Raw genomic sequence first — 16,124 nt, forward strand, 5'->3', positions numbered from 1 at the left:
TGGAGTAACTATGCGTTCGCAATTTGAAGACAATTTTTTATTTGGTGCGGCAACATCGGCCTATCAGATTGAAGGAGCCACTGACGCCGACGGTAGAGGGCCAAGCATCTGGGACAGTTTCTGCGCCAAACAAGGTACCATTGTCGATCGCTCTAACGGTGACATTGCCTGCGATCATTACAATCGCCTAGGTGCAGACGTACACCTCATGAAAGAGTTGGGCCTGAGCGCCTATCGGTTTTCAATCGCATGGCCGCGCATTCAAGCGAGCGGCCGAGGCAGCGCAAACCCGAAGGGCTTGGCCTTTTATGACCGCCTGCTAGACCAATTATTGGCGCACGGTATTACGCCTTACGCCACACTTTACCATTGGGATCTTCCTCTCGCGCTGGGTGAAAAAGGTGGCTGGGAAAATCGCGACACCGCGGAACTTTTTGCAGATTACGCCCATTGCGTGAGCAAACATTTTGGCGACCGCATTGCCAACTGGGCAACTTTTAACGAACCTCGTTGCGCGGCGTTCGTGGGTCACTTAGAAGGCCGGCACGCGCCAGGCTTAACCTCTCTGAAAGCGACACTAGCAGCGGCCCACCATATGCTGGTGGCGCACGGGCTAGGCATTCAAGCCATGCGCAGCAACACCAAATCGAAACTCGGCATCGTGCTGGACATGAAGCCTTACCATCCGATCGACGACGATCCAGCGAACGAAATTGCCGCGCGCCATGGCGACACTATATTCAACCACTGGTTTGCCGACCCGCTGTTTGGCAAGGGTTATCCTGCCGATGTTGTCGAGGCGTTTGGCGAAGCTATGCCGACCATTCAAGATAATGATTTAAAAACCATTGCCCAGCCCATCGATAGTTTGGGGATTAATTATTACACCCGCAACCTAACGCGCGCCAATCACAAGCTACCATTCCCCCATGCCGAAGAGGTAAAAAATCCAGCGGCTCGCTATTCCGATATGGGTTGGGAAGTTTTTCCTTCGGGCCTAACAGAAATCTTAACGCGCTTGCATCAGCGCTATAACGTGCCCGACTACTACATAGCGGAAAATGGCGGCGCCTTCCCCGACAAGGCCAACGACCATAACTTCGTTAACGATGCCGATAGAATTTATTACATGGAACAACACCTACAGGCTGTCGCGAAAGCAAAAGCGCAAGGTGTGCCGGTGAGCGCCTATATGGCTTGGTCGCTATTAGATAACTTCGAATGGGGTTTAGGTTATACCAAGCGCTTCGGTATTGTACGGGTTGACTATCAAAATCAAACCCGCACACCAAAAGCCAGTGCCCATTGGTACAGAGATTTTATTCACGGTAAAGCTTAAATCCTAGCCAGTGCCGATAGCGCTTTCAATCGTGTAAGCGCTTGCCCGTGCACTGAGCCACTGGGGTAACCCGCAGCGGCATCGAGCTCGCCTGCGGGAACACCTAACAATATTTCCAGCGCCTGATCGATATCGTCCACTGCATAAATAGTAAATTTACCATCGGCCACTGCGTGCACCACATCGTCGTCCAACATTAAGTTAACTTGATTCGTTTTGGGAATGATAACGCCCTGAGTGCCGGTTAAACCACGCTCTTGGCAGAGCCGAAAAAAGCCCTCAATTTTTTCATTAACACCACCAATGGACTGCACCTCACCGTGCTGATTGATAGAACCAGTTACCGCAAGCGACTGATCAATGGGTAATTGTGTCACCGCAGAGATAAGCGAGCAGACCTCAGCCAAAGACGCGCTATCGCCATCAACTTGCCCATAAGATTGCTCAATCGCAATATTTGCCGAAATCGATAACTGAAACTGTTGGCCATAGGTGTGCCCGAGGTATCCGGTTAATAACATCACACCCTTGGAGTGAATGGCGCGGCCCAGCTCTGCCTCGCGTTCAATATCGGTTACACCTTGCTTGCCCGCATACACGGTCGCGGTAATTCTGGCAGGCGTCCCGAAACTATTATCTCCCACCGAAAACACTGTCAAACCGTTTATTTTACCAATAGCTTGCCCTTCAGTACTGATTAAAACCTGACGCTCCTTAATTTCCTCCAGCATAATTTCGCTGATACGCCCGGTCCGATTTTTTTTGTTATTGCGCGCCCCGGTAATGTGACGGCCAAGTAAACTGCCACTACTGCCTTCTTTACGCCATAAGTAGCATGCCTCATCTAACAGCTCATTCCACTGCTGAATATTGGCCGATATTTTGTGTTGATGCTCGGCGTGACGCATCGCCATCTTGGCAAGCAGAGCTACCGCCTCATCGCTGATATCCGGATAGCCATGGCGCTTACCGCGCTCGCGAATAAGTGCGGCAAAGGATTGCACGTTGGCATCAGAGGGCTGAATGTAGCGATCAAAATCCGCCAACACTCTAAACAGCTCGGCAAACTCCTCATCATACTGCTGCAAGGTGTAATAAATTTCGGGCGAACCCAAAAGCACAACTTTTACGCTCAGCGGGATTTTTTCAGGTTGCAAATTATAGCTACCACCCGGTGTCAATTCAGACATTGGATGATCAATTTGAATCTGCTGGGTTTTCAACACCAACTTGAATTGCTGCCAAATAGCTGGCTGCGTAAGCAACTTTTCCGCATCGAGCAACAAATACCCACCATTGGCTCGATGAAAGGCCCCAGCTCTTATCATACGGTAGTTGGTTTGCAAAACACCCTGGGCCATATTGTAGTCAACGGCTCCAAATAAATTTTGAAACGTTGGGTTTTGCTCATAGACGACGGGTGCGCCCTTTGAGGCATCGCGAGATTCCAAAAAATTCGGTAGAAACTTCCGCTCAAGCTGGTGACGAAACTTTCGATCATCGGGATTCTCCTCGTCTTCATTGGCCAATATATCCAACAAAGTATCGGCAATATGATCGCGAATTTCCCGCAAAAATTTCTGCACACCAAGATTATTGCTGTATTCACGCCCAAGCTCTTTTAATAATGGCCGCACCACCTGCTCGATCGTTTCATACTTCAACTTACGCAGTTGATCAACAGCCTCCCGCTTCCACACCGGCAACTCCAAAAGCTGCTCGGACAACATTTCTTCTAAATTAGCTAAGAGTTGATAGTAGTGGTTACGCTGCTCATCAGTCAGTGCGGCAAACTGCGCATCGTCGATAGCCTGCCCTTCAACCAAGGGCGCAAAAGTGACCGAGCCATCTTCCTCATACAAGCCAACATTGTTTGCCAGCGCATCTTGCTCCACCGAGGCAATAGCTTGTTCGTATTTTTGTGCGAAATTCCGATCAATGATTTTCTTTTTGCGCTGATAGGATGGGTTTTCAAAAACTTCTGGGAATAACACCAACAGTTCATCAATAAATTTATTCATGCGCGAGGTAAGAACTTTGCCCTCGCCTGGGTTAAGCCACAGGGCCTGTGGCGCATGGCTATTTTCAAAATTGTTAATGTAGCACCATTCCTGACCAGCGGGTTCTTGCGCCGCGTGTGCAGCTAAGGATTGGCTAATAAGGGTTCGACGACCAGTACCAGTATCGCCTACTGCAAAAATATTAAAGCCCGGTATTGCCATAGACAAACCAAACTCAATTGCATCGCGCGCGCGCTGGTGGCCGATGACGCGCAAGTCCGCGGAAGCCTGTGAGTTTGCAACCTCGCCACATAGTGCAGCATTAATTGATGTGGTCAGTTGATCTGGGGTCAAAGCGCTGGAGTGTTTGGCCGTGGGCATGGAAAATCCCTTGATGCATGCAATTGGGTTTAGCATACACCCAAAAACAACCAAGGCTAAAGCGCTGATTTTGGACAAGTTCGGCACAACAATAGGCGAGCAAAAAGCGCACACACAGGGTGCTTTTTAAGCAAGGCGGCCTAGTGTTGAAAGTTTTGAACAAAAAAAAGCCTGTCTTTAAGACAGGCTTTTTATTATGGCGGTGAGGGAGGGATTTGAACCCTCGATACCTTTCGATATACACACTTTCCAGGCGTGCTCCTTCGACCACTCGGACACCTCACCATAAAACTGATCACGGATTGTTCGTTTGCGTATTGCCAACGTCAGGGCCGCAGCCTGTATGCTCTTGGTCAAAGCATTATGGCTTTCATAATCTCAAAATCAGAAACCAGCGATTTTTAATGACGTCTAATTTTGAGGGCGCAACTGTACACAATGCCCCTAGCAAAAACAAGAACTCAAATAGGCTTTGGCCAGACTTCAAAAAAATCAGTAGGATTCAATTCAGGGGCTTGCTTGATGGGACCATCAACATGACCTAAATAGAGAAACCCGACAATCTCCTCCCCCGCATTCAAGCCAAGGCCTGTTGCCACTTGGCGATCAAGAGCCATCTCTCCAGTGCGCCAAAAAGCACCGAGCTCCATCGCAAAGGCCGCGTTAAGCATATTTTGTACCGCACAAGCTGCGGATAACAATTGCTCTTCTCGCGGCACCTTTGGATGTGCCTGGGTCTTTGCAATAGCCACAACAATCATCGGCGCACGCAAAGGTAAACTTCTAAGACGAAGCTGCTGCGCATCATTTAAGTCTGGGTTAACAAGAAGCCCGGCGTCCAAATACAAGGCGCCTAGCGCCTCCAAGCCAGGCCCTGCCACTTCGAGAAAGCGCCAGGGCCGCAAGTTGCCGTGATCTGCGGCCCGAAGTGCCGCCCTGCGAATGCTGTCCAACTGATCTGCTGAAGGCGCAGGCTCAATCAACTTAGGTGCGGATACCCGTTGAGTTAGCGCTGTAATCGCGTCCATAAATAGATACCTTGCTATAAAAACGTCCATTCTACAGACACTTACACCATTAAAAAGACGTAAAAGTCGCCTAAATGCACCTTGTCGCCCATAATGTAAGCAATCAAAAGGCATAAATTCAAATAGGCTTATTTCAAATTTTCTCGAGAGCGCTTGATGGAATTTTCAGAGTGGGTCGTATACACCGTTGCCGAAGTGCTTTTAGTGCTCACCATCGCCTGCCTGCTATTATTTCTGCAAACCAAAGGATTGAAGGCTCTTATCAGTAGCTTGCAAGGCAAGCTAACGAAAGCCATAGGAGAACTGCGGGAAGCAAAGGGCAAGCAGGCTTCGACCCCTGAGGGTCCGAGCTATACCGAGCAAATTGCGGTGCAGATTCAGGCCACTGAAAAATACCATGCCGAGCAAGATTCGGATCTATCCATAGAGCAGGACATCACGGCGAAAACACCTAAAGAGCGACTCGTGGCCGCCATGAGGTATCGTTTTTTACGAGCTGAGCAAGATGGGCTAGCCGAACACGCCGACTTACCGGATTGGCCCCGTATTGCCCTGCACTATGACCAGCTCCCCGCCCCCCAATCACAAATCGATCCCCAGCCGCCAAGCACACCAGAAACGGCACTAAAACTCTCTTACGATGAGCAAAGAGACGAAATTGAGCGGTTTAAACGGCTTTTCACAACAATGGAGCGCCAATGGCAAATAGCAAAAGCCAAGGCTCAAGACTACTACAACCAACTGCTCAGCCTAATTGGCGACTCCTCGGACCCAACCCACCTAACCTTGAAGAAATTGGCGCAAGAACAGATTGCCCATATCGATAAAGCCGCCGCCAGCATTAACGCCCCGCCAAGTAATTCAGCCAACCGTCAGGACGTCGACAAGCTCAAAGCAATTAACGAGCGTCAAAAAAATGAAATTGCGGCCCTTCAAGACAAGCTGGCAAACGCGTCGACAGACCAGCAACGCTTAGCCATTACAGCCGACTTTGAACGGCAGCTGGCGCAACAACAGCAATTCATGAAGGAATCTGAAGTCTGTATCGACCTTCTTGAGCGCGAGCTTGAAGCCGCCAGCCGGCGCATTGAGCAACTGGAAGCGCAAAAGCCCGTGGCGGGCTCGTCAGAACAAAATGCCCTATTAAAAGACAAACACACCCTGAATAAGCAAATCCAACAACTTCGAAGCGAGAATGAGCAACTGGTCAACCTTGCCGAACACGCAGAAGCAGAACAAAGGCGGCTTATCGCCGTCAAGAACAAAGAAGTTGAAGCCATCAAGGGTAAATTTGCCGAGCTGGCAAAGCGCTACAAAGCCTTGGCCAACACGCACAAACGAACCTAATTACTTGAATATCTTATAAAAAAACCATTATATTGCACCACCCAATAGACAAAAGGGCGCGAAACTCATTTAATGGCCCACATAACCATGGAATGTCGCGCAGCTAGGGATCAGCTTATCAACAGGGAATGCAGCGCAAACAACAATAAATAGGATCAACGACTAGGCAGTCCATGACCAGTTCAGAATCAACCCCCTTATTTCAATACTACTTTCGCGCACTGATCTGCTTTGCGGCTGCAGGCACCTTAGCCGCTGATATCGACTGGGATCACCTGCGCTTAATACAACCCCTGTTCATTATCGTACTACTCGGCTATACCTACGCCGCCTATTACTTATCCAAACGCCTAGGCGGCGATCAGCTCATTCTGCTGACCAAGATTCTCGCTTGGACAGATGCGGGCTTGATCGGCGTGTCCTTAAGCTTAATCGACTTCAGCCTACTGCCCTGCATCCTGTTTTTGACCATGATCCAATTCAATGCCCTATTGAATGGCGGACTTAGAAAGTGGGGCGAAGACAACGCTGCTTTTTTAGTGGGTATATTACTCAGCTTTTTAATTTACGAACCCAAGTGGATGCTTTCCGGCCGCCTAGAAATCAGCGCCGCGAGCTTGATCGGCGTTATTACCTATTTTTGCGCCTACGCCCTTTTCACCCACGCGCGCATGAGCAAGCTCAACTTAGAAGCTAAACGCCTCGACCAAGAACAACAACTGCACAAAATGCGTACCTATAAGCTGTCCCGCTACCTGCCACCACCGGTTTGGAAAGCTATCAACGAAGGTCGCGATAAATCGCTGCAAACCGAGCGCAAACGCCTCACCGTCTTTTTTTCCGATATTAAAGATTTCAGTGAGCTGGCTGAGGAGATGGAAGCCGAGGCGCTGACGGACCTACTCAACACCTACTTAACCGAAATGACTAAAATAGTGCACCAATATGGCGGCACTATCGATAAATTTATGGGTGATGGCATCATGGTCATCTTTGGTGACAGCAGCTCTAAGGGCGTGAAACACGACGCCTTGCGCTGTTTGTCCATGGCCTTAGCCATGCGCAAGCGCATGAAAACCCTCCAGCAACACTGGCACCATCAAGGCATCAAGCGCCTACTGCAAATACGCATGGGCATCAACACAGGCTATTGCACCGTTGGCACTTTCGGCACCGCTAATCATTTAGATTACACGGCCCTAGGTGCGCACGTGAATCTGGCCAGCCGCTTAGAGTCAGCCGCTGAACCAGGTGAAATTTTGGTTTCTCATGAGACCTGGGGCCTAGTGAAAGACACCATTATGTGCCGCGATAAAGGCAACATCCTAGTGAAGGGATTCAGTCACCCCATTAAGGTTTATCAGGTGGTTGATTTGCGTAAAAACCTCGGTGCCAATCAAAGCTACTTCGAGCAAAACCTCGATGGTTTTACCATGTACCTCGATATGGACAAAATTCGCAACTACGACAAAGAGAAAGTACTGCAGTCGTTAGCGGAGATTTCTGAAAAGCTCAGAGATAAAGTAATCCAATAAAAAATACCGCCGAAAGGCGGTTTTTTTATTGGCGCACTAAGCGAAGTCTTGGCGGCTTATCGGCACAATTTGTGCGGAAGGGGTTGATATCTAGCCCGCCTCTTCGCGTATAACGGGCATACACAGTCAACGTCTTGGGCTGACAGCGCTGCATGATATCGATGAAAATGGACTCTACACAGTGCTCGTGAAAATCTCGGTGATGGCGATAAGAAACGATATAGCGCAAAAGCGCCTCTCTATCCATGGCCGGCCCGGTGTAACGAATCGATAAACTCGCCCAATCGGGCTGACCAGTCACTGGGCAATTAGATTTCAACAGATCGGAACAGAGGTGCTCAGAAACATTCACACCGCCCGATTTTAGTTGGAGTATATTGGCATCTGGCTCATAGGCCGTACAGGGCGCCGCCAGAGCATCAATATTTTCGCCGCCAAACGCTGCAACAGTAAGTGCTAAACCTTCCTGCAACGTCATCAACCGGACCACGACAGCGGCCTGCGTCAAGACAGATAGGTCGCGAACTAACACAGCCTGCACCTCGGTCCAGCTGGCAAAAACACTTTGATTAAAGGAGTTCAGATAAAGCTTGAAGGATTTCGACTCGACAATCGCTTGCGAGTTATAGGGGAATTCAAATTCGGCCATCGCCACTATCGGCTTGCCTAGAACATCGAGCCAAGAAATTTCGTAGGCCGTCCACACATCCACACCACTGAAAGGCAACGCCTGCCCTGCCGTGGTTAAAGATGCCCGCGCTAGGGATCGGGGAATAGGATCGAGCAATCCGGCATCGTATTGATCGGCATACAGCGTTGCCTTACCTAAGTGCACAGGCCCATGTGTTTCGACGCTATTTTTTGACATACTTAACACCTTCACCCTTGTCCATTTACACTTTCGCCTTTATTTTCTCATCTTCAATACAGGCACTAGCACTAGCAGCGCAATGTTACGCTAGCTTCTTAAGCGCTTACCGTGATTCAACAGCCATAAACTCAAGCTAAACAAGGCAATAATAAATACCATAACACCCACAAGTGCGACACCCACATCGATATCGCTGACACCCAACACGCCATAGCGAAAGGTATTAACCACATACAAAATAGGGTTCAACTTTGAAACGCCTTGCCAAAACTCAGACAGTAAGTCTATAGAGTAAAAAACGCCCCCCAAGTAAGTTAACGGCGTTAATACAAAAGTCGGCACGATGGAAATATCATCGAAACTGTTGGCAAAAACAGCGTTAATCAACCCCATCAAACTGAATAAAATGCTGGTCAGCAACACGATCAACAAGGTCACGGACAAATCGTGTATGTGCAATTTAGTAAAAAATAGCGACAACAAGGTGACGATGAAGCCAACGGCTAGCCCTCGGCACACCCCGCCCGATATGTAACCGGCCAGGATAATGTAATTAGGTGTGGGCGACACCAATAACTCTTCAATACTGTGTTGAAACTTTGCCGAGTAGAAAGACGACACCACGTTCGAGTAAGAGTTGGTTAAGACTGACATCATAATGAGGCCTGGCACTACAAATTCCATATAGGAAAAGCCGCCCATGTCACCAATTCGACTACCGATTAACGCGCCAAAAATAACAAAGTACAGCGCCATGGTGATCGCCGGTGGCACCAGCGTCTGCACCCAAATCCGAGTGAAGCGCTGAATCTCTTTGCGCACGATGGTTTGGTAAGATATCCATTGAGCCATCAGTTCCATTATCTTCCCGCCTCGCTATTTTGTATGAGAGAGACGAACATCTCTTCGAGTCGATTAGCCTTATTGCGCATACTCACCACCTGAATACTGGCAGACTCCAAAGCATTAAATACCGCGTTTAAAGACTGGCCTTTTTCCACCTCCACCTCAAGCGTATGATCATCAGTCTGGGCCACTTGATACGACCTGATATCAGGTAGCGACGCAATTGGCTCCAAGGTATCAATCACAAACACCTCTTTGTTTAGCTGCTTCAGAAGCGCCTTAACACTGGTCTTCTGGATGATTTCACCATGATTAATAATGGCAATATTACGACAAAGACTTTCAGCTTCTTCAAGGTAATGGGTCGTCAGAATGATGGTCGTACCGGCGGCGTTAATCTCTTTAAGAAAATCCCACATCGACCGCCTCAATTCGATATCCACGCCCGCCGTTGGCTCATCGAGAATCAATAAACGCGGCTCGTGTACAAGCGCTCGAGCAATCATTAAACGACGCTTCATACCACCCGAAAGGTTGCGCGAAGGCTGCTCTCTTTTATCCCACAGGCCCAACTTAATTAGATATTTTTTTGCCCGCTCTTTTGCCAGCGCTTTTGGAATACCGTAATAACCCGCTTGATTGACAACAATATCTTCAACCTTTTCGAACTGGCTAAAGTTAAACTCTTGCGGAACAATACCTATTTCACGCTTAGCGGCTGAGAAATCCACATCGATATCAATACCAAATATGTGAACGCTGCCCGAGGTCTTTCGCACCAATGACGAAAGAATACCGATAGTGGTCGATTTTCCGGCACCATTAGGCCCTAGCAACGCAAAGAAGTCGCCCGGCTCGATACTTAAACTCACGCCTTTCAGCGCCTGAAAGCCGCCTGCATAGGTTTTTGCGAGATTTTCAATCTGTAATGCTTTCATAGGCTCCAGACATTTTAGTGGATAACAATAACCATACATTTCTCAGACAGAATCCGTAGGTTACAATTGCAGTTTACAGGTATATCAGTCTTGGAATTAACATGAGCACCAGCAGCCACCTCGAATATCACCTCGCGCTACTGAAGGAGCTAACCGACACAGCATCGAAATTACATGTCATGGATGCATTTGTTGAAGAGCAACACGACATCATTCACGACGCTTTGCGCAACCTTTGCGAGATGCCAGCAGACCAACAATTTTACGAATTAGGCCAAGATACCCTCTGTAAAATTGTCGCCGCCTGGCCTCAATTAACACCGATGATTGCGCGCGACTTGTTTTGGTTCTTCGGCGGCGACTGCCTTCAGTACATGCCAGACCATGAAATCGCAAACTATCAAAGGCTCGACGAAGCGCGATATGAGGCCGAATCACAGGGTCAGCACTTTGATTTTGCCGCCGCGAAAGGTCAAATATTTGGGCTACATTAATTAAATCAAGGCAAAACCCATTTTTTCGTGCGAGAAAACGGTAGAGACAAAAAATGATCGAAAAAAAAGGCCCGTGTAAGCACGGGCCTTTTAATTTGGAGCGGGAAACGAGGTTCGAACTCGCGACCTCAACCTTGGCAAGGTTGCGCTCTACCAGCTGAGCTATTCCCGCAAAAATGGCGTCCCCTAGGGAAGTCGAATCCCTGTTACCGCCGTGAAAGGGCGGTGTCCTAGGCCTCTAGACGAAGGGGACGGAAACTTTGCTTCCTATCCTAGGAAATAAAAAACGCAGCTTACAGTCTGCTGCGCCTTTACATCTATCTCGGTAAAATAACCGAATAAAGCCCTCATGTACATTCGCTACGCGATTCAGATGCCACTCTGATGTACCTGAGATCATAATTTGGAGCGGGAAACGAGGTTCGAACTCGCGACCTCAACCTTGGCAAGGTTGCGCTCTACCAGCTGAGCTATTCCCGCAAATGGCGTCCCCTAGGGGAGTCGAACCCCTGTTACCGCCGTGAAAGGGCGGTGTCCTAGGCCTCTAGACGAAGGGGACCCGGACCCTCATCAGCAGTTGTGCTGCCGTTGAAGTGGGGCGCATTCTAAGTAGAGGCAGGTGGAGTGTCAACACCTTTCTAGTGTTTTTTACACTTGCTGAAACAATGACTTAGCGACATCGAGCCACTCCCCCGCCGGCCCATTCTCTGGCCAAGATCTGGCCCTGAAAACGCCACTTCCACAAGGGCCAGTTTGGCACAGTTTTTGTGGTACCAAGCGCCACAAGCGCTATACTGCCTAAATACGCTATGCCAACAAGCGTCGCATGATAAAAGCCAGCCTAAGTACGATTGGTGTGCGAGCAATATAAGCGATGACATATTCCTATAAATGAGGCCAGCCCCGACTCTATGTCTGCCATATACACAGTTGCCACGATCATAGCCCTACTGGGCGCATTCATCTGTTATGTGTTTATCACTCAATCACTTGAGAAGAAGCGCAAGCAAAAGCAGCGCCTCACCCAGGCGCTCAACCAAAGAGCCAAAGTGTTTCGCTACATTCTCAGCGGCTTTCCTCCTAACTTTCTCACCCGAGAACTGACACTACTGGTTCAGCGCTGCCTGACTGACGTACTGCAACAATTGGCGCGGCTAAACCCTAGCGATAAATCACATGTTGAAGAGCTAGCACTCGTCGCGGGCCAAATACAGGCCACCCAGCAACGGGACGATGGGCACAAACGCCCATCGCTGCAAAGCCCTCAGCAAGTTAAAGATGTCAAAACCCATCTGCAGGAACTGTTTAAATTCTTAACCCACCTGCAGCGAAAAGGCACGATAAAAAAAGTTGAAGCCGATGACTTTGGCCAGCAAATTAAACAATTGGTTTTACAAATTTCCATAGACTCTTACGTTTTACAGGCCAAACAAGCCCGCCAAGCAGAAAAGCCTAAGCTCGCCATTCACTACTTTAGCCTCGCCCAAAAACTCATTGAAAAAGATGAATCAGGGCAATACGCTAAACAATCAGCGAAGCTGAGCCAGATTATTCAAGCACTCGAAGCCGACGCTGGCGAGCCGGCGAAAGCGCCAGAACCTGATGAAGCTGCGCAAGATAAAGAGTGGGAGGAAATGGAAAAACCCGATAGCTGGAAAAAGAAAAACATCTACGATTAACTCTCGCCACATCCATGTGGCATATTGGCCTCAATAGCTCTCAGGCTGCTATTGAGCACTGGATTTAATGGCCGCTAAAATGCGCTCGATACGCTTGGCGTTCGCACCCAAATCACTGCGCCCAACCCGCGACACAGAGCGCAAATCAATTTGACTGCCAGCCTCCACGGGCATAACCCGAATCACCACATCATCTTTAAATCCAAAAAACAGCGTTTCTTCTATGGCCTCTATGTGGCCCGTGGATTGATCTGAATGGGTAACCTCCAGACCAAGGCCTTTGCAAGCGGCCAATGCCAGTTCAAAAGACTGCGCCGGTGTATGCGCCAAGGTTAGGCTGCCAAGCTGAGGGTAATAATCACGCTGCATGTCGCGCACCGCGTCGCTCGGCGCATCCAAACTGTTCAAGCCTTCAGCACGGTTTTCATAGGCCAAAACAAATTCAGGCGGGTTTTGTAGATCCGTGGTGATGTTGTGTATCGCTGGTACCTTGAGCCCCTGCCCTACTATCGCCAACACCATAAGTACCGGCGCCAGCCCCAACAAAACGGTGAACAAAGCTGGGCGAATGGAGGCAGTTTGTTTTCGCCACCAAGCAACGATCAAACCCACCAGACCTAGCGCACTGACTAGGATGACCACTTGAATAGCTTTGTAAAAGGTGAGAAATGCCAGCTTAAATTCCACCAAGGCAAATTTGTTAGCCAACATACTCAGCAAGAGCACAACCAACAACCCGACTTGTATCCACAACAACCAACGCATCCAAGGCTTATTCATTTAATACTCCTAATCGAAAACAGTGAGAGATAAGGTTTTACTGATAAACGCCAGTGGCAAGCCGCTTTCTCGCTGCCAGTGGTTAAACGCTTCCTGTACCCGCGCTAAATCTTTTTTTGCGGTTGGCATTTTGTTGACGATGCCATCGTGCTTAAGTGCCGCAACCACATCATCGGTTAAGATAAAGGTGTCTTTTCCCACCATGCGTAAAAACCTTGCCCCCGAGTGGCCACCCATTTGATTGCCCTGCTTCTTAAGCCACGCCCATAGACCAATAATGTCTTCGCCCGGCCAATCCGCGATAAATCGGCCGAAACTGCCGTGCAGCTTAGCCGTTTGCACCACCATCGCCGCATTGGCCCGCACCGAGCGAATTTTGCCCAGATGGCGAATAATGGCGGGGTTGCTGGCCAAGCGTTCGAGCTGCTCGTCTGACATTAATTGCACTTTTTCCGGCACAAAACCCCAAAAGGCCTGCTCAAAAGCCGGCCACTTAGCATCGACCATGGCATGCTTCAGACCCGCCCGAAACACACGACGGGCTAGTTCAGACAAATACCGGTCATCACTCAGCCCAGCCAGCACTGCTGGGCTGCTGACCTCGGGCATTAACGCCGCCACGGCCCGGCGGCCGCCCTTGTGCAGTTCGGCGATGGCACTAATCTCTTTGAAAGACCTCACGCCTCGCCCTCTCCGTCTGGCGTATCAAGCTTGGACAGATCTTTCTCATGGGTAATGGACGCCGAGTTAATGCAATAGCGTTCGCCGGTGGGCTGTGGGCCATCTGGAAACACATGCCCCAAATGACAGCCGCAATGACGACAGGTGACTTCGGTACGCACCATGCCATGGCTTGAGTCCATCACCTCTTTGATATTGCCCTTGTGTAAAGGCGCGTAAAAGCTGGGCCAACCGCAACCGGCATCAAACTTAGTGGCCGCATCAAATAGGGGCTCGCCGCAGCACTTACAGGTATAAAGACCCGGGCGCTTTTCATCCCAGTAACGGCCGGTAAACGGCCGCTCGGTGCCCTTTTCTCGGCACACATAATATTCCTCTGGCGTTAAATTGGATCGCCAAAAGCCGTCGTTATTTTTACTGTCATCTGACATAATCGCCCCCCTAAAACAACAAATGCGCTAAATTTGCGCTTTTTTATTACATTCGTTCCACAGAAACCTGATACGGGCAGTCTACTGCATATGGACCACATCTATAAATCCAACAAATTGCACGGCGTTTGCTACGAAATTCGCGGCCCAGTGCTCGAGCATGCGCATCGCCTTGAAGAAGAAGGCCACCGCATTTTAAAACTCAATATCGGCAACCCAGCGCCCTTTGGCTTTGAAGCGCCCGATGAAATCATCTTGGATGTGATTTACAACCTGCGCAACGCCCAAGGCTATACCGAATCGAAAGGCCTATTCGCCGCCCGTAAGGCTATCATGCAAGAGTGCCAAACACTCGGCATACCGAATGTCGACATCGACGATATTTACCTCGGCAACGGCGTGTCTGAGCTGATAGTGATGGCCATGCAAGCGCTACTCAATAACGGCGATGAAATTCTAGTGCCGGCGCCAGACTACCCGCTGTGGACAGCGTCCGTGAAGCTCGCCGGTGGCAACCCTGTACATTACTTATGCGACGAGCAAGCCGATTGGTATCCAGACATCGAGGATATCAAGGCCAAAATCACCAATAAAACCCGCGGCATTGTCATCATTAACCCAAACAACCCAACCGGTGCTGTGTACAGCAAAGACATGTTGGAGCAATTGGTAAAACTTGCCAGCGAACACAAGCTGATTATTTTTGCCGATGAAATTTACAGCAAAATCTTATACGAGGATGCCGAGTTCATTCCCGTCGGGCGGTTAGTTGAAGACGTGCTGTGCTTAAGTTTTAACGGCCTATCAAAAAACTACCGGCTAGCCGGATTCAGAGCTGGCTGGATGGTACTGAACGGCGCAAAACACAAAGCTAAGGGCTATATCGAAGGCTTGAACATGCTCGCGTCCATGCGTTTATGCGCCAATGTACCGGCGATGTATGCTATTCAAACAGCGCTGGGTGGCTATCAAAGTATCAAAGAGCTCATCGCTCCCGGTGGTCGCTTATACGAACAGCGCGAAGCGGCCTATAACACCCTAGCAAAAATCCCTGGTATCAGTTGCGTGAAACCCAAGGGCGCTCTCTACATGTTTCCCAAAATCGATCTGAGCCAGTGCAGCATTAAAGATGATCAACAGATGGTATTGGATTTCCTATTGCAGGAAAAAATACTGATTGTACAGGGCACCGCCTTCAACTGGCCGACGCCCGATCACTTCCGCGTGGTATTCTTACCCCGCCAAGATGAGATCACTAACGCCTTAACGCGTTTTGGAAAATTCATTGGACGCTACAGCCAAGACACATGAGTGATATCCATATCGATGACTTCTACAAGGACAGCGCCCTCGTTTTGAGTCAGCTGTTCGCGTTCTTTCCACGTCCAAACGCCGTGTATGTGGAAGATATTGCCGGGGCCGATCACACAGATGATTTTGGTCTACATAGCCAAAGACACATGGCCTGTTTGGGCGCCATGCTCTGGCTAGCGCAGGCCGGTTACCTGCATTATGCCGACACCATTCGGCAGGAAGCCATAGACCAAGCCGTACTCAGCCATAAAGGCTTCACGCTGCTATCCTCACCCTGTGAAGATGCCGCGAGTCTTGCCCTCGTGGCAAAACTGGCACCCGCGGCAGATCTACCGCCCTCCGTTATTCAGGAACGCTACTCCAATATTAATGTCATGCGAACTTTGGTCGCCCAAGCTACATCGGGGGATATTCGCCAGTTTATGACTTACCTGATGAATTGCTCGCGCAACCATTAATC

Annotated in this window: 15 protein-coding genes and 5 tRNA genes; 7 read left to right on the forward strand and 13 right to left on the reverse strand. The window is 49.4% G+C overall.

Annotated features, from left to right (window positions below; all coding sequences use genetic code 11):
• Positions 1-10: 10 nt before the first annotated feature.
• Positions 11-1,339 (forward strand): GH1 family beta-glucosidase, encoded by a 1,329-nt coding sequence (locus tag QWY82_RS15200; RefSeq protein ID WP_290264066.1) that lies wholly within the window; start codon positions 11-13, stop codon positions 1,337-1,339.
• Here the strand turns inward: QWY82_RS15200 and QWY82_RS15205 are convergent.
• From QWY82_RS15205 to QWY82_RS15215, 3 genes are all read right to left on the reverse strand, one after another.
• Positions 1,336-3,720, reverse strand: a complete 2,385-nt coding sequence (locus QWY82_RS15205) for a Lon protease family protein (RefSeq protein WP_290264067.1) — start codon at positions 3,718-3,720, stop codon at positions 1,336-1,338. The genes QWY82_RS15200 and QWY82_RS15205 overlap by 4 nt on opposite strands.
• A 197-nt stretch (positions 3,721-3,917) precedes the next feature.
• Positions 3,918-4,005, reverse strand: a tRNA-Ser gene (locus tag QWY82_RS15210).
• A 176-nt stretch (positions 4,006-4,181) separates the two neighbouring features.
• Positions 4,182-4,748 (reverse strand): nitroreductase family protein, encoded by a 567-nt coding sequence (locus QWY82_RS15215; RefSeq protein WP_290264070.1) that lies wholly within the window; start codon positions 4,746-4,748, stop codon positions 4,182-4,184.
• Between the two features lie 156 nt (positions 4,749-4,904).
• Between QWY82_RS15215 and QWY82_RS15220 the strand changes: the two genes are divergently transcribed.
• Positions 4,905-6,095: a hypothetical protein gene (locus tag QWY82_RS15220; protein WP_290264074.1), complete on the forward strand. Its 1,191-nt coding sequence runs from the start codon at positions 4,905-4,907 to the stop codon at positions 6,093-6,095.
• A 173-nt stretch (positions 6,096-6,268) separates the two neighbouring features.
• Positions 6,269-7,630, forward strand: a complete 1,362-nt coding sequence (locus tag QWY82_RS15225) for an adenylate/guanylate cyclase domain-containing protein (RefSeq protein WP_290264077.1) — start codon at positions 6,269-6,271, stop codon at positions 7,628-7,630.
• Positions 7,631-7,655: 25 nt separating this feature from the next.
• On the opposite strand, the gene queF is transcribed toward QWY82_RS15225, so the two are convergent.
• The 3 genes from queF to QWY82_RS15240 form a co-directional block, all read right to left on the reverse strand.
• Positions 7,656-8,498, reverse strand: a complete 843-nt coding sequence (gene queF, locus QWY82_RS15230; RefSeq protein ID WP_290264080.1) for an NADPH-dependent 7-cyano-7-deazaguanine reductase QueF — start codon at positions 8,496-8,498, stop codon at positions 7,656-7,658.
• Between the two features lie 90 nt (positions 8,499-8,588).
• The gene (locus QWY82_RS15235; RefSeq protein ID WP_290264082.1) at positions 8,589-9,362 is read right to left on the reverse strand and encodes an ABC transporter permease; all 774 of its coding nucleotides are present in this window, start codon (positions 9,360-9,362) and stop codon (positions 8,589-8,591) included.
• Positions 9,362-10,285 carry an ABC transporter ATP-binding protein gene (locus tag QWY82_RS15240; RefSeq protein ID WP_290264085.1) on the reverse strand — a complete coding sequence of 308 codons (924 nt, stop codon included), beginning with the start codon at positions 10,283-10,285 and terminating at the stop codon, positions 9,362-9,364. Before QWY82_RS15240 ends, QWY82_RS15235 begins: the two co-directional genes overlap by 1 nt.
• Positions 10,286-10,386: 101 nt before the next feature.
• On the opposite strand from QWY82_RS15240, the gene QWY82_RS15245 reads away from it, so the two are divergent.
• Entirely contained in the window at positions 10,387-10,779 is a 393-nt protein-coding gene (locus QWY82_RS15245) for a PA2817 family protein (RefSeq protein WP_290264087.1), read from the forward strand.
• 96 nt (positions 10,780-10,875) lie between these two features.
• Here QWY82_RS15245 and QWY82_RS15250 read toward each other — a convergent pair.
• The 4 genes from QWY82_RS15250 to QWY82_RS15265 all read right to left on the reverse strand — a co-directional run bounded on the left by QWY82_RS15250 (position 10,876) and on the right by QWY82_RS15265 (position 11,338).
• Positions 10,876-10,951, reverse strand: a tRNA-Gly gene (locus QWY82_RS15250).
• Between the two features lie 5 nt (positions 10,952-10,956).
• A tRNA-Glu gene (locus QWY82_RS15255) sits at positions 10,957-11,032 on the reverse strand.
• A gap of 151 nt (positions 11,033-11,183) precedes the next feature.
• Positions 11,184-11,259: transfer RNA gene (locus QWY82_RS15260), tRNA-Gly, on the reverse strand.
• A gap of 3 nt (positions 11,260-11,262) precedes the next feature.
• Positions 11,263-11,338 (reverse strand) — tRNA-Glu (locus tag QWY82_RS15265).
• Between the two features lie 352 nt (positions 11,339-11,690).
• Here QWY82_RS15265 and QWY82_RS15270 point away from each other — a divergent pair.
• Complete coding sequence (locus QWY82_RS15270; protein ID WP_290264088.1) at positions 11,691-12,458, forward strand: hypothetical protein; 768 nt, start codon at positions 11,691-11,693, stop codon at positions 12,456-12,458.
• 48 nt (positions 12,459-12,506) lie between these two features.
• Here QWY82_RS15270 and QWY82_RS15275 read toward each other — a convergent pair whose 3' ends face one another.
• From QWY82_RS15275 to msrB, 3 genes are read right to left on the reverse strand one after another with little or no spacing between them, the layout of a single operon-like run.
• The gene (locus tag QWY82_RS15275; protein ID WP_290264090.1) at positions 12,507-13,238 is read right to left on the reverse strand and encodes a DUF1499 domain-containing protein; all 732 of its coding nucleotides are present in this window, start codon (positions 13,236-13,238) and stop codon (positions 12,507-12,509) included.
• 9 nt (positions 13,239-13,247) lie between these two features.
• The gene (locus tag QWY82_RS15280) at positions 13,248-13,919 is read right to left on the reverse strand and encodes a DNA-3-methyladenine glycosylase I (protein WP_290264092.1); all 672 of its coding nucleotides are present in this window, start codon (positions 13,917-13,919) and stop codon (positions 13,248-13,250) included.
• Positions 13,916-14,350, reverse strand: coding sequence for a peptide-methionine (R)-S-oxide reductase MsrB (gene msrB, locus QWY82_RS15285; RefSeq protein WP_290264094.1), 435 nt, complete (start codon positions 14,348-14,350; stop codon positions 13,916-13,918). The genes QWY82_RS15280 and msrB overlap by 4 nt, the downstream gene beginning before the upstream one ends.
• A 90-nt stretch (positions 14,351-14,440) precedes the next feature.
• Between msrB and QWY82_RS15290 the strand changes: the two genes are divergently transcribed.
• Positions 14,441-15,661 carry a pyridoxal phosphate-dependent aminotransferase gene (locus QWY82_RS15290; protein ID WP_290264095.1) on the forward strand — a complete coding sequence of 407 codons (1,221 nt, stop codon included), beginning with the start codon at positions 14,441-14,443 and terminating at the stop codon, positions 15,659-15,661.
• Positions 15,658-16,122 carry a hypothetical protein gene (locus QWY82_RS15295; protein ID WP_290264097.1) on the forward strand — a complete coding sequence of 155 codons (465 nt, stop codon included), beginning with the start codon at positions 15,658-15,660 and terminating at the stop codon, positions 16,120-16,122. The genes QWY82_RS15290 and QWY82_RS15295 overlap by 4 nt, the downstream gene beginning before the upstream one ends.
• Positions 16,123-16,124: the final 2 nt, after the last annotated feature.

The organism is Simiduia curdlanivorans (assembly GCF_030409605.1).
Taxonomy (GTDB): Bacteria; Pseudomonadota; Gammaproteobacteria; order Pseudomonadales; family Cellvibrionaceae; genus Simiduia; species Simiduia curdlanivorans.